Genomic DNA, 13,144 nt, shown 5'->3' on the forward strand with positions numbered 1-13,144 from the left:
ATGCCCACCGAAATCCTGATGCCTGCCCTGTCCCCGACGATGGAGGAAGGCACACTTGCAAAATGGCTCGTCAAGGAAGGCGACACCGTCTCCTCGGGCGATCTGCTGGCCGAAATTGAAACCGACAAGGCAACAATGGAGTTCGAGGCCGTTGACGAAGGCACCGTCGGCAAGATCCTTATTCCTGAGGGAACCGAAGGCGTTAAAGTCAACACCGCCATCGCAGTCCTGCTGGAAGATGGGGAAAGCGCTGATGATATCGGTGCAACGCCAACCGCTGCTCCCGCGGCTGCGCCAGCTGCCGCAGCGGGCAACGAGGCTGCCGCACCGGCGGCACCCGAGGCGCCCGCCCCTGCCCCAGCGGCACCGGCCAAAGCGGATGGCGGTCGTATTTTTGCCTCCCCCCTTGCTCGTCGGATTGCCGCGCAAAAGGGTCTAGATCTGGCTCAAATCTCAGGTTCTGGCCCTCATGGCCGTATCGTCAAAGCCGATGTGGAAAGCGCCACAGCCGCACCTGCAGCGGCACCTGCGCCTGCTGCTGCAGCCGCCCCAACCGCCGCCGCTCCCGCAGGTCCATCGGCGGACGCCGTGGCCAAGATGTACGAAGGCCGCGAATACGATGAGATCAAACTCGATGGCATGCGCAAGACCATCGCCGCGCGTCTGTCTGAGGCCAAACAGACCATCCCGCATTTCTACCTGCGTCGCGACATTAAGCTGGATGCGCTACTCAAGTTCCGCAGCCAGTTGAACAAGCAGCTCGAAGGCCGGGGTGTGAAGCTCAGCGTCAACGACTTCATCATCAAGGCCGTCGCCAACGCGCTGCAACAGGTGCCCGAGTGCAATGCTGTCTGGGCGGGTGACCGGGTTCTGCAACTGAAACCTTCGGATGTGGCTGTTGCCGTCGCCATCGAGGGCGGTCTGTTCACTCCGGTCCTGCAAGATGCCGACACCAAATCGCTGTCGGCGCTGTCGACCGAGATGAAAGACCTCGCTGGACGCGCCCGCGAGCGCAAGCTGGCCCCGCACGAGTACCAAGGCGGTACTTTCGCAGTCTCGAACCTCGGCATGTTCGGCATCGACAATTTCGATGCCATCGTGAACCCGCCGCATGCAGGTATCCTCGCAGTTGGTACCGGCCTCAAGAAACCCATCGTGGGCGATGACGGAGAACTGACGGTCGCAACCGTCATGTCCGTCACCATGTCGGTCGATCACCGGGTCATCGACGGCGCGCTTGGCGCTCAGCTGCTGCAAGCCATCGTCGACAACCTGGAAAATCCGATGGTCATGTTGGCCTAAGCCCAGAAGATCATGCACAAAAAAGGCCGCCTCGAACCCCGAGGCGGCCTTTTTCGTCTATTCACTCCGAATTACTGGTCTTTCCCCAGCATATGATCCATCGAGATTGACGGCTGATCGCACCCGGCCTCGCCCACGATCTTGGCGGGAATGCCAGCGACCGTCGTGCACGGTGGCACTTCCTGCAGCACCACTGATCCGGCGGCGATACGGCTGCAATGGCCAACCTCAATATTGCCCAGAACCTTAGCACCCGCGCCGATCAGAACGCCGTCACCAATGGTTGGATGGCGCTGTTCTTCTTCCTTGCCGGTTCCGCCCAGCGTCACCGAATGCAACATCGAAACATTGTCCCCGACCACAGCGGTTTCACCGATCACGATAGAATGGGCATGGTCGATCATGATGCCTTTACCGATGCGGGCAGCTGGATGGATATCAATGCCGAATATCTCGGAAGATCGCATCTGGAAGAAATACGCCAGATCATGGCGCCCCTTGTTCCAAAGCCAGTGGGCTACGCGATAAGCCTGCATCGCCTGATACCCCTTGAAATAAAGGATCGGTTGCAGCAGGCGGTGGCAGGCCGGATCGCGTTCATAAACGGCCATCAGGTCCGCGCGCGCGGCTTCAATCAACGCTTTGTCGTCAGCATAGGCCTCATCCACGATCTCACGCAGTACCATCATCGACATCTCATTCGAGCATAGCTTGGCCGAGATGCGATAGGACAATGCCCTCTCAAGACTGCGGTGATGCAAGATACAGGCGTGTACCAACCCGCCCATCAGCGGCTCTTTCTCGACGGCTGCATGGGCTTCCGAGGTGATGCGGTCCCAAACCGGGTCCACAGGTGTCACTTGGCTGCGCGTTTCGAACATGGCTTTTCATCCTTTGCTGCGCTTAGAATAGCCATCTAGTCGTAAAATTACCAAACGCAAACCCTTGATATGCACTACAACAAAAAATGAACTCAGCCGATCTGGACCATTTTCGGAAGCTTATTCACCAGCGCCTTCGCGATCTGGCCGCGCAATCCGCCGCCGGTCAGGATGCGCAATCAGTTGTGGAGCTGGATCAACAGGCAGTGGGTCGGCTCAGCCGGATGGATGCGTTGCAAAATCAAGCAATGGCCAAGGCGCAACAGGCCCGGCGCGACACCGAAACGCATCGGCTTCGGGCCGCTCTAAACCGGATGGACGAAGACGATTTCGGCTATTGCGAAGATTGCGGCGAGGAAATAGCGCACGGAAGGCTAGAGCTGGACCTAGCCGCCTCAAAATGTGTCAGTTGCGCATCTGGCTGATTTGAAACCGGATCAGTTTGCGCAGAACCATCTCGAAACATTGGCAATATTGCAGATCGTCGAAATTTGGTTCGTCTGCCAAGGGCCGGCAGCACGCGGCTGCCATCAACGAGCCATTTCCATAAACAGGATGCAACCGCCCAGTTCTGGCGACATGTCGATCCGCCAGTTCGGCCTCAGCAATCATGAGGGTAATTATCCTATCGCGGTCGGTTCGCGGCGCGGCCAGCAAAGCCCGCGCCGCCGCGCTGAGATCTCCGTGCAGGACTGGCCGCACGGCTAGCCGACCGAAAGGCGCGCAAACGCCCCGGGTCCGTAGGTAGCCGAAACCTGCGCGACTGCGATATCGTAGGGTCCGGCCAGCCCGTCATCGGCTTTCATCGCGGCAGAATACTGCCAAACCGGATCACTGGTGACAGTTTCGCGCAACAAAGCACCCTCAGTGAAGACGCGGATCAGATAGGATTCGCTTTCTTCGCCCAGAGGCACATCCAATGCGCTCCAGTCATCGCCATCAATCCGGGTGCGGCGCACCCACGAGATCTTGTCCCCGGTAGCCGACGCAGAAGCCTGCAAATGCACTGGCGCATAAGGTCTCAGCCCATTGCCATCGAACGCTTCAACCAGATGCACATATGCCGGGTCCTCGTACCCGCGCGTTGCAGGGCCGATACGGTAATGCTTGGCCACGCGGCGTTCGGTGCGCAGCAATCCGGTCTGATAAACACGTTCATCCAGTAGGACAAAGGTAGACGCTTCAGGCCATACATTCGGCATCAGGGCATCCGTACCCAGCTGACCACGCAAGCGGCCTGACAAATTGTAAACGCCAGTCTCCTGCAAGACCGCATCCGAGAACTGGAACACTTCCCAATTGCCCGGTGTTCCGTCACCGATGGCAGCCAGATTGGCACCACTCAGCAACGCCGAGCGGGGACGAGACTCCAACACGCCATCGATCAGGTTGACACGCAACGCGGCCCCTTCGTCCCAGATCCCAGCGCCTGCGCGTCGCAGGGGTGTTTCGGTGAAGCCAATCACCGCCTGCCCCGCGATCACTTGATGCAAGGTATAGTCCTCATCCTGTGCAGCCGAATAAACAGCCACGTTACCGGGCCAGGGCTCGGCCGATATCGCCAGATACGGCGCATGGGGCGCTTCGGATCCAGTGATCAGCGGCAGATCCATGAACACCGGCAGAACTGGCACCGGAGCAATGAATGGCTTGGCTGTCGCTACATCATCCAAAACATCGGACGGGGTATAAACTCCGGGTTCAATCCGCACTGCATCCGCCAATTGCATCTCGGCCTGTTCCAGCCGGTCGATCCGATATAGCGTTCCGTCCCCGCCATCCGGCAAACGCACCACATCGCCGGCTCCGACATGCAGCAGCGAGGGCGGCAGAGCAAATCGTACAGTCTCGCGCGAGATGCGGGATTCGCTTAGCCAGCGCTCGACCGTCTGACGCCCTTCGGCGCGAGTCATCGACAATGGCATTTCGTTGACGGCGACCGAATGGGTTCTGTCATCAGGCAAGACGGCCTCTTCCGCGACAACATCATGGTCCGCATCCGATTGGACAAACCGCAGACGCACACGCCCGGTCATCTCGGCCTCAGCCTCGCGGCGATGTTCCACTGGCCCGTCGATATCCGCGCTGATGGCGATCTGCTCGGGGTCAATGTCAACGGCCCGACGCCCGTCGCGGGTTCTGAACTTCAGCACCCCGTCCCGCTCGATCGCGTCGAACCCATAGCGCAGCATCAGCGGCTGCAAGGCCTGCCGAGCATTCATTACGTCCTCAACCGCGTAACCGCGTACCACGCCGTAGAGCTCGGACACATCAATCGCCGTCACCCCTGCCTCGTGGCAGATTTCTGTCACGACCGAGGCCAGAGTCCGCGACCCGGATCGCCCGTTCAGCCAATGCCCACGTGCATAGTTATCGCCGTCCGACCACTGCGACCGCAGGTTCGGGAAAGTCGGGAACGGACGCGCATCCCAAGCCCAGACAAAGGCGTTCGACAGGTCCAGCATCGGGCCGTCATAGATATCTGAAACCGGATTGATCTCAGTATCACCCCAATAGCCAAGGACGGCCCGAAGGTACTGAACCATGATAAAATCATCCCGTACTCCGTTGGAATAGCGCGGCAAATTCGATTCAGACGACTTTGGGTCCAAGAATTTGTTCGGCTGGTTCGTGCCCTTGTCGATGGCCGCGCAGCCCAGTTCGGTGAACCAGATTGGCTTGGACCCCGGCACCCAACCCGTTGGCGTTTCCTGCCGCACACCCCCGATCCGCTCATGATGTCGGTTTGCCCACCAGTTGCGCAGGTCCTTGTACCGCCAGACCCACGGCTCGCCATGATCGTCATCAGTGATCGGGCTTCGGATCTGCGCCTCAGCTTCCTCCGGTGAGGCATAGTACCAATCATACCCCTCGCCACCTTCGATATTGCCGCGCAGATAGTCCAGATCGTAGATCGACCCATTCGACACCTCAGCGTCCAGATGCGAGCCCCCATCCCGCCAGTCGGACAGCGGCATATAGTTGTCGATGCCGACAAAATCTATGTTCTCATCGGCCCAAAGCGGGTCGAGGTGGAAATACCGGTCTCCGGTGCCGTCTTGCGGCTGATACCCGAAATACTCGGTCCAGTCTGCGGCATAGCCGATCTTAGTTTCCGGCCCCAATATCGCGCGCACTTCCGCGGCCAGAGACCGCAGCCCCGCAACTGCAGCGAAGCCAGACGCGCCGCGGATTTGCGTTAGCCCGCGCATCTCGGACCCGATGCAGAAGGACTCCACGCCGCCCGCCGCCTTGCACAGGGCCGCATAGTGCAGAATGAACCGCCGTAATCCCCATTCACTTGGGCCGCGATAGGTCACTTTGCTGCCGCTGGTCGAGAAATGTGACGCGCGCGCCGTACCAAAGAACGCCGCCACCTGCGCATCCGCATCGGCAGTTTGATCCGGCGAGCCTGGCCGCCCCGGAGCAACATCCAAAGTGATCCGCCCACGCCAGGGTAAATGAGGTTGATCCGGCGCATCGGACCACGGATCAGGCAGGCCGTTGCCCTCTGATTGCTCCATCAAAATAAACGGATAAAACATAACCCGTTTGCCCGAGCTCTTCAGGTGCCGGATCGCCTGCACTACGGCCGCATCAGCCGGTGTGCCGCCATAAACCGGACGCCCATCCTGCCATTTCACCTGCCCCGCCGCAGTTCGGGACAGACCTGAAACACTCCAGGGCATGTTTGCGCCCTCGATATTCTTGCGTTCAACCTTGGGGCGGATCTGGCATTCTCCGCAGCGCAAATCATCGCCGAACCACGACACGATCAACGAAGCCGCCTCGCAGCACGGCAATTCCTGGCCGAGCGCCCGCATCGAGGTCACCAGATCGGACTTGCCCGATGGTGAATTGACATTCGCCGCCCAACTGCGCCCCCGGCCCTTGGTGTAATTAACCTGAGATGAAGCCAGTGCGTATTCACCCGTACCTGGCATCAAGGCCACCCCCTTGATGATCCGAGACAGCGCGTCCTCGGCATCCGGCATCTCGTCTTGTTCCTGCCGCACCACCTCGAACGAGAATTGCGGCACGCGGTTGCCAAAGGGGCCCAGCGCCAGATCTTCGATCACCACATAAGCCGTGCCGCGATAGGCGGGCACTGTGCCTGCCCCTTCCACCGCTTCAATCAGCGGGTCGGGCAATTGCTCGTGATCGCCGCGATATATCCGCATGTTCAGCGTTCGGCGCTCGACCTCTTCACCATCGGCCCAGACACGCGTGATATCCGCAACCTGTCCCGCGCCCACCGCAATCGCCAGAGACACCGAATAGCTGTAGCTATGCGTGGTTGTCGTTGTCGTCACTTCAACGGGCTTGGGTTTCCCCTTGCCTCCACCGCCACCGCCTGATGTTTGCGTCGTCGTCGAGGTCGATCGGGTTTCCAGAAAGTCCGAGGCCCAGATGACCTGTCCTCCAACTCGCATCCGGCCGTAGACCGTCGCGACGGTCGCACCCTCACCGGTTTCGGTGAGACGGAAACGATCCAGACGCCCGGTCTCGACCACCTCGCTGCCGCCGCCCATTACGGATTGGCTGGCCATCAACCGGTTGTCGATCACCCGCCCCAGCGTCGCTCCGACCGCGCGGCCAATCACCGCCGTGGACAGGCCCGCAACCGAGCCCCCGATCGAACCACCTATTGCCGCACCTGCAGCAGACAGAACTATTGTGGCCATCAGAAATCCTCCAGCGGGAACTCGAAACAAGCGACCACGCGGCGACGCCAAGGCTCGCTCAGCGTGTTTTCAACAACCCCATGCCCGGTATAGGCGTGGATGAATCGCATCGGGTCTTGGGCGCTGACGATGCCCAGATGCTTTGCCACTGCCGCATCCCGCATCCGAAACAGCAATACATCCCCGGGGGCCAAATCATCGGGCGATTTCTCGACTAGATGGCGACGGGCTGCGGCCCACATGCGTTCCTCACCCTGCGGCTCGGACCAATCCATGCTGTAGACCGGCACCGCCTCAGGCTCATGCCCCATCACCGCGCGCCAAACGCCCCGCAGCAAGCCCAGACAATCAGCGCCTGCACCCCGAACAGAGGCCTGATGAACATAAGGTGTGCCCAGCCATCCGCGCGCTTCGGCCACGATATCTTGTTTTGTCCGCATCACCGCCTGCTTCCCCCTTTGTGTTGACTACTGCGCTTGGGTACGGCCATGACCCAATCCTCGTGCGGCAGGTCAGGGAAGCCCTGAAAATTCAGCATGTTGTTGAACTTCAGTTGGCAAGTGGTCATGCGCTTGTCACACCCGGCGATCAGCTGGACCCGGTCCCCAACCGCCAGCCCGCCGCCAATCGCCGACCACAGCGTGACATCGCGGCCATCTCTGACCTGTTCATCCAGCTTGATCGAGGCCCACAGGCCCTGCGCAGCCCCGTCCAGCACATCCAGCCTGCCGCGTTCAAACCAACCCGCATCAGAACTCTCCGCGCCCTGCAAACGCAAAGCCGCGCCGTCCAGCGCGACAATTTCAGCCTCAGCGCGATAACCCGGCGTCTCCAGGGCAAAGCGGCACGCCTTATCCCCCAACACAGCCGTACAGGGCTTCTGATAAATCCGCCCTAAAGGCCGGTTCAGCAGATCGGTCAACCCGCGCAATTCCGCATAAAACGCCCCGCCAGCGCGACGCAACTCGCCAATCGAACCACGAAACTGCAGCATCCGCTGCTCAGGATCGGCCCAATTGACCAGCCAAGCCCGCACCTCGGCCCCATCAAAGCGCCCCGCCTCGATATCCTCTTCCCGGACCGAGGCATCAGACAGCGCGCCCATCGCCTCGGTATTATCGATCGACAGGCCGGTTGCCTGCTCGATCGCCGCAGCGGTCAGACCGGTGCTGGCTTTGAACACCAGCCCGTCAAAGCGCAACTCCATATCGTGATCCGTGAAACCATAGACCTGTGCGTCGCTGCGCGTGATCGCCCAGCAACGACAGGTGGTGGTCAGCCCGCTTTGCAAATGCGCCTGCAGCGCCTGTTTGTCCCCGCTCATCAGACCCGCACCTCGACCACCGGTACGTTCGGGACGTCACCGGCCTGAAAGCTGGCGACGCTGGTCTGGATCTTGTCGGTGTCGAACCGTACCGGAACGTCGAACTCAAACCCGGCTGTAATCTCGACCTGCTCAGGCGGCGGGGCCGAGAACATCACGCGTCCGGTCGCCAAATCGACCTCAAAGTCCACGCCTTCGCGTTGCGCGTCCTGGTCCAGCCCAAGTGTCACGGTCCCCAGTACCGGCTTCAGAATCGGCCTCACATAGCTGAATCCGCCCGAGCTGTAGGTCTTGATCAGCTGAAAATCGGTCGTCTCGCCATCCCCGCGCGCAATCACCTGATCGCCCTTGTCGACCTCTGCCGTTGCTGCGCCCGACTTGAAATCCGACCAGTCTTTCCAGCGGAACCCGAACATCTGGCCCTGCCGCGCCTCAAAAAACGAGATCAGCGTCTCGACATCGTCCAGCGACCGCATCCCCAGACCGGCATCATAGCGCCTGCGCGAATGCGCCCAGGGCGTGTTGCGTTCTTCGAACCCGTTGGCCAGCGTCACGATATCCGTGCGCCGTTCCGGCCCACCGACCGAGCCAAAGCTCAGGCTGGCGGGAAATCTCACCTCGTGGAAATTCATCGCCTGCTCCCCTTATCTGTTGCGATTGCCGCGGCCCAATGCGCGGCTCATCTGCGCCGCGATCTGGCCTTGAGAGCGGCGGAACCCCTGCACATCCGGTGTTGAGATATTCATCACCACGTTGACCGCTCGCGCGCCGCCCTGTGACCGCACACCCAGCTTGCCATCGGCGCCGCGCGCCAGTGGCATGATCGCCTCGGGACCCGCCTCACCCATCAACCCGGTGCCGCCTCGCATCGGGAACATGGTTGGACTGCTAACGACCCCACCATTGGCAAACGGCATCACACGGCCCTGAGAAAAACTGCCTCCGTCCGCGAAGGGCAGAATCCCCTGAACCAACCCACCAACCCCGTTGGCCAGCATGCCGCCAAAATGATCCGTCACAGGTTTGATCGCCGCCGAATACGCCGTGCGGATCATCGAGTTCTTCAGCACATCCAGCGCGCCTGAAAGGCTCATTCCGTCCAGCACCACGCCATCAAACGCCTTGCGCAACCCGCCGGACATGCCACGCTCGAGCGTGGCCACATCCTTGCCGGTCTCTTCAAACGCGGCCTTGATCCGCCGCATCTGGCCATCAAATGCCGAGGCCATGGTCGCCGCATCGCCCAGCGCATCACCCAGCGCCTCTCCCCGCTCCTGCAGGTCGTCAAAACCATCACGATCCGTCATTACGCTCTCCTTGTGTCTTGTCCGGATAGGCCGCCAGCAGCGCATCCAGCCCTGCCCGGTTCATCGCGGGCATCCCGGCGCCCTGCCCCAGCATCAGCCGCAGCTCAACCGGGGTCAGACGCCAGAACTGATCCGGCGTCAGGCGAAGGCCGAGGAACCCGGCCCGCATCAGTACGGCCCAGTCGAAACCGCTCACTCGGGCACCATGAAGGCCCGCGCCAGCAACTCGGCTGCCGCCTTGGCCCCCGCCATCGGCCCGCCCGCAATCTCGGCATGCAGCAGATCATCGCAGGTCACCTGAGACCCGCCGCCGCGCAGCCCGGCAACAAGCAACGCCAGCACATCGCCGCTGGAATACGCGCCACCCTCGAACCGCTGCACCAGCTCGACCAGAGACCCGGCCTGCAGCTCTTGTTCCAATTCCGCCAAAGCACCCAATGTCAGCTTGAGCACCCGCTGCTCCCCATCGATTGTCAGCGCCACCTCGCCCGTCCACGGATTGGCCATCAGAGCGCCGTAAAGCTCAGCGCGCCGGCGCTTGCCATGCTCATCTCGTAGGTCGCCTCACCGTTATGCGAGCCCGCATATTCGATGCTGCTGACCTGAAACGGGCCTTCGACAATACCGAAATCGGGGATGATCACCTGAAAGCCGGGCGTCTCACCGTCAAAAAACAGCTGGCGCGCACGCTCATCTGTGCCCGCATCCTTGAACACGCCCGAGCCCGAAATCGCGGCCGATTTGACCCCGGCCCCCGACAGCAGCTCGCGCCACCCGCCCTGACTTTCCAAGCTGGTCACATCCACACTTTCCGCGTTGAAACTGATCCGCGTGGCGCGCAGCCCCGCGATGGTCTCGAACAGGCCGGTGCCGTTCATATCCACTTTGACCAATAGGTCTTTTCCGTTCTGGGCAGCCATATGCTCTCTCCGTTGATTGCTTAGTCGTCTTCCACACGGGCGCGGAATCTCAGATCGATCTGGCGGATCGCGCCGCCGGTTCCCGTGCGCCGTGCGCTGGCGCGTTCGAACCACAAGCCCACCAGATGGCCCCGGTCCAAAGTCAGAGCCGCCCCTTCCAGCGCATCGCAGACCGCACCGGCCAGTGTCTTGGCCGCACTGAAGCCCGCCGCCTCGGACACCACCGACACCGTGAAGCGATGCACCGCACCCGAACCGGATCGGTCCGACGCCTCGCGCACCTCTTCCGGCCCTAGGGTCACATAGGTCTGCGGCAACACTCCCGAAGGCACCGCGTCATAGATTGCAGCGCCCGACAGGGTGCTGACCTGCGCATCGCCCGCCAATTGTTGAAACACCGCCGCCTGCAAAGCGGCTGCAACGCCATAGCTCATGCCGCCACCTCTTCATCTGCGAAACAGGTCAGGTACTGGCCGCGCGGGTCACGCTCGGCCACGGCGCGGATCACAAACCGGCGCGTCCCTTCGGCAAACCGCTGATCCGGCGCAGGCCGCATTTGGGACCCCTCGGGCGCGCCGCGCACCACGATCCGATAGCCAACCCGCGACACCGAGGCGCCACCGACCGCGCGTTCCGCCCCGCTACGTGCCGTCACCTCGGCCCAAAGCGCGCCCAGCGCAGCCCATGTCTCGGTATAGCCGCCCGCACCATCGGCACTACGGATCGGAGCCTCCAGCACCAGCTTGCGGTTCAATCGCGGCGCGTTCATTGCGTCACCCCTGCCCCGAAGCGCACAGTTCGATAACGCTGGATCAGACTTGTCACGCCAAAGGGCATGCACCCCGCGCCCAGCGCCGTCTCATCGCGATATTCGTAATAATGCGCCGCCAGCAGCAGCACCGCCTGCCCAAGGTCAGCGGGCAGCCCGCCCCAATCCGTGGCCATCCCGACAGTGAAGGCAATCTTCACCGAGCCGCCAGTCTGCACCCTTGGCAAACAAGCGCCAACCGGACGCAACCGAGGGCGCTGCATGTCGCGCTCCAAACGGTAAGCTTCGGCATCCACAAGCGTGTCGGTCCCCGCCGCATCCGTCAGCGTGATCGCAGCAACCGAGACCAACGGGGCCACCGGCAGCACTTCACCTGCTGGATCGCGCCAACCGTTCAGGCTCCACGAGAAATCCCGTTCGATCAGCACCTTACCGGTGCGCGCCTCAATCGCCGCAATGGCCGCACGCAGAAAGCCGGTCAACACCTCGTCCTGCACATTGCCCTCGGCAAACCCCGTGCCCAGCCGCAGATGCGCCTTGAACTGATCCACCGGCAGCGCCGCATCCGCGATGGCGGTTTCTTCGATCAACATCATCCATTCACTCCGCAATCTCGGACCCCTCCGGGGCCGTATCCTTGGAAAATGACGGGCACGCGCCGCCCCACGTTGCTCGGACGGAGGGGAGCAGCTAGACAACGCGGGGGATCTCACCCCGGCCCGCGCCCGCCGCCCGAGGGGCCTTGCAACCCCCCGGATCCGCCACCGCTTAGGCGATGCCGAATTTCAGCAGTTTGATTGCAGCAAAATCGCTCACATCACCGCCCACGCGCTTGGTCGCGTAGAACAGGACATGCGGCTTGGCGCTGAACGGATCGCGCAGCACCCGCAGATCGGGACGTTCGGCTATGGTGTAGCCCGACTGGAAATCACCGAAGGCAATCGAATAGCTGTCGGTTGCCGCATCCGGCATGTCCTCGGCAATCAGCACCGGATAGCCCATCAGACGCGCAGGCTCACCAGCGGCCAAGCCATCCGACCAAAGGAAGCGGCCATCGCTGTCCTTCAGCTTGCGGATCAGACCCGCGGTTTTCGAGTTCATCACGAAAGTGCCGTTCACCCGGTACTGCGCGCCCAGCGCGTAGACCACGTCCACAATCGCATCGGCATCGACGCCACCATCAATGCCCGACGCGACATAACCCAGGCTATCCCAGCCCCAGTTGCCGTTTTCCATCGTACGGTGGGTCAGGATACCCTTGGGCTTGTCCACACCATCACCATTGATGAACGCCGCCGCCTCGGCCCGTGCGAACTTGTCGGCGATGCGACCGGCCAACCAGCCTTCGACATCAAACGCACTGTCATCCAACAGACGCTGCGACGCCTTGGGCAGCGCGCTCAGCTCGTGCAGCGGGATCGAGATACGGTCAATCGACGGCGTACCAGTTTCCGCTGTGGCGGAGTTTTCATCAGCCCAGCCCGCACCCACATCCGTGTGGTCGATCAGAACGTCAAATGAGTTCGCCTCGACATTTACCACCGACGCAATCGAACGGATCGAAGCGGTCGAATTCAGTACCGATTTGATCGCCTCAGCGGTCTGCGGATCAACCAGAAATCCGCCATCACCGTTCACCGCCGTCGACAAAGATTTCGATTCCATCTCAAGCCCGCGCAGCCCGTCTTCCTCGCCCGAACGCACATAGGCATCAAACGCCTTCTGATGCGGGGCGCCTTCTTCGATCGATGCCGCAAGGTGCGGACGCGCCGCGATGGTTGATTTACGATCCAGCATGGTCAGTCGCTCTTCTGTCTGTTGCAGTTGGTTTTTAACTTCGGCTTTGAGACCCTTGAATTCATTCACGAAGCCAGCCATCGCCTGCTTCACCTCCTGAACCAGGGGCGCACCCTCTCCGGTCAAGGCCGGGGTCTCGGTCTTGCTCATCAGCACTTC

At 61.5% G+C, this 13,144-nt stretch carries 16 protein-coding genes; 2 read left to right on the forward strand and 14 right to left on the reverse strand.

Annotation, left to right across the window (positions count from 1 at the left end; genetic code table 11):
• The gene (locus tag ACR0JG_RS12780; protein WP_170817908.1) at positions 1 to 1,302 is read left to right on the forward strand and encodes a pyruvate dehydrogenase complex dihydrolipoamide acetyltransferase; all 1,302 of its coding nucleotides are present in this window, start codon (positions 1 to 3) and stop codon (positions 1,300 to 1,302) included.
• Positions 1,303 to 1,373: 71 nt separating this feature from the next.
• Here ACR0JG_RS12780 and cysE read toward each other — a convergent pair whose 3' ends face one another.
• Positions 1,374 to 2,183, reverse strand: coding sequence for a serine O-acetyltransferase (gene cysE, locus ACR0JG_RS12785; RefSeq protein WP_170396508.1), 810 nt, complete (start codon positions 2,181 to 2,183; stop codon positions 1,374 to 1,376).
• An 86-nt stretch (positions 2,184 to 2,269) separates the two neighbouring features.
• Here cysE and ACR0JG_RS12790 point away from each other — a divergent pair, with 86 nt between their 5' ends.
• Entirely contained in the window at positions 2,270 to 2,608 is a 339-nt protein-coding gene (locus ACR0JG_RS12790; RefSeq protein ID WP_170626669.1) for a TraR/DksA C4-type zinc finger protein, read from the forward strand.
• Here ACR0JG_RS12790 and ACR0JG_RS12795 read toward each other — a convergent pair.
• From ACR0JG_RS12795 to ACR0JG_RS12855, 13 genes are all read right to left on the reverse strand, one after another.
• The gene (locus tag ACR0JG_RS12795) at positions 2,589 to 2,885 is read right to left on the reverse strand and encodes a DUF7742 family protein (protein WP_480570199.1); all 297 of its coding nucleotides are present in this window, start codon (positions 2,883 to 2,885) and stop codon (positions 2,589 to 2,591) included. The two genes, ACR0JG_RS12790 and ACR0JG_RS12795, sit on opposite strands and share 20 nt — an antisense overlap.
• 2 nt (positions 2,886 to 2,887) lie before the next feature.
• Complete coding sequence (locus ACR0JG_RS12800; RefSeq protein ID WP_480570202.1) at positions 2,888 to 6,868, reverse strand: baseplate multidomain protein megatron; 3,981 nt, start codon at positions 6,866 to 6,868, stop codon at positions 2,888 to 2,890.
• Positions 6,868 to 7,308: an NlpC/P60 family protein gene (locus tag ACR0JG_RS12805; RefSeq protein ID WP_480570205.1), complete on the reverse strand. Its 441-nt coding sequence runs from the start codon at positions 7,306 to 7,308 to the stop codon at positions 6,868 to 6,870. Before ACR0JG_RS12805 ends, ACR0JG_RS12800 begins: the two co-directional genes overlap by 1 nt.
• Positions 7,308 to 8,192 carry a DUF2163 domain-containing protein gene (locus ACR0JG_RS12810; protein WP_480570208.1) on the reverse strand — a complete coding sequence of 295 codons (885 nt, stop codon included), beginning with the start codon at positions 8,190 to 8,192 and terminating at the stop codon, positions 7,308 to 7,310. Before ACR0JG_RS12810 ends, ACR0JG_RS12805 begins: the two co-directional genes overlap by 1 nt.
• Positions 8,192 to 8,824 carry a DUF2460 domain-containing protein gene (locus ACR0JG_RS12815; RefSeq protein ID WP_170686152.1) on the reverse strand — a complete coding sequence of 211 codons (633 nt, stop codon included), beginning with the start codon at positions 8,822 to 8,824 and terminating at the stop codon, positions 8,192 to 8,194. Before ACR0JG_RS12815 ends, ACR0JG_RS12810 begins: the two co-directional genes overlap by 1 nt.
• A 12-nt stretch (positions 8,825 to 8,836) precedes the next feature.
• Positions 8,837 to 9,499 (reverse strand): phage tail tape measure protein, encoded by a 663-nt coding sequence (locus ACR0JG_RS12820; protein WP_480570211.1) that lies wholly within the window; start codon positions 9,497 to 9,499, stop codon positions 8,837 to 8,839.
• Positions 9,486 to 9,695: a rcc01693 family protein gene (locus ACR0JG_RS12825; RefSeq protein ID WP_480570214.1), complete on the reverse strand. Its 210-nt coding sequence runs from the start codon at positions 9,693 to 9,695 to the stop codon at positions 9,486 to 9,488. Before ACR0JG_RS12825 ends, ACR0JG_RS12820 begins: the two co-directional genes overlap by 14 nt.
• Positions 9,692 to 10,006 (reverse strand): gene transfer agent family protein, encoded by a 315-nt coding sequence (locus ACR0JG_RS12830; protein WP_480570217.1) that lies wholly within the window; start codon positions 10,004 to 10,006, stop codon positions 9,692 to 9,694. The genes ACR0JG_RS12825 and ACR0JG_RS12830 overlap by 4 nt, the downstream gene beginning before the upstream one ends.
• Positions 10,006 to 10,419 carry a phage major tail protein, TP901-1 family gene (locus tag ACR0JG_RS12835; protein WP_170396490.1) on the reverse strand — a complete coding sequence of 138 codons (414 nt, stop codon included), beginning with the start codon at positions 10,417 to 10,419 and terminating at the stop codon, positions 10,006 to 10,008. The genes ACR0JG_RS12830 and ACR0JG_RS12835 overlap by 1 nt, the downstream gene beginning before the upstream one ends.
• Before the next feature lie 20 nt (positions 10,420 to 10,439).
• Complete coding sequence (locus ACR0JG_RS12840; RefSeq protein WP_480570220.1) at positions 10,440 to 10,853, reverse strand: DUF3168 domain-containing protein; 414 nt, start codon at positions 10,851 to 10,853, stop codon at positions 10,440 to 10,442.
• Positions 10,850 to 11,188, reverse strand: a complete 339-nt coding sequence (locus ACR0JG_RS12845; RefSeq protein ID WP_480570223.1) for a head-tail adaptor protein — start codon at positions 11,186 to 11,188, stop codon at positions 10,850 to 10,852. The genes ACR0JG_RS12840 and ACR0JG_RS12845 overlap by 4 nt, the downstream gene beginning before the upstream one ends.
• Positions 11,185 to 11,784, reverse strand: coding sequence for a head-tail connector protein (locus tag ACR0JG_RS12850; protein ID WP_170800421.1), 600 nt, complete (start codon positions 11,782 to 11,784; stop codon positions 11,185 to 11,187). The genes ACR0JG_RS12845 and ACR0JG_RS12850 overlap by 4 nt, the downstream gene beginning before the upstream one ends.
• 172 nt (positions 11,785 to 11,956) lie before the next feature.
• Positions 11,957 to 13,135, reverse strand: a complete 1,179-nt coding sequence (locus tag ACR0JG_RS12855) for a phage major capsid protein (protein WP_480570226.1) — start codon at positions 13,133 to 13,135, stop codon at positions 11,957 to 11,959.
• Positions 13,136 to 13,144 lie beyond the last annotated feature (9 nt).

The organism is Ruegeria sp. AD5, assembly GCF_056542345.1.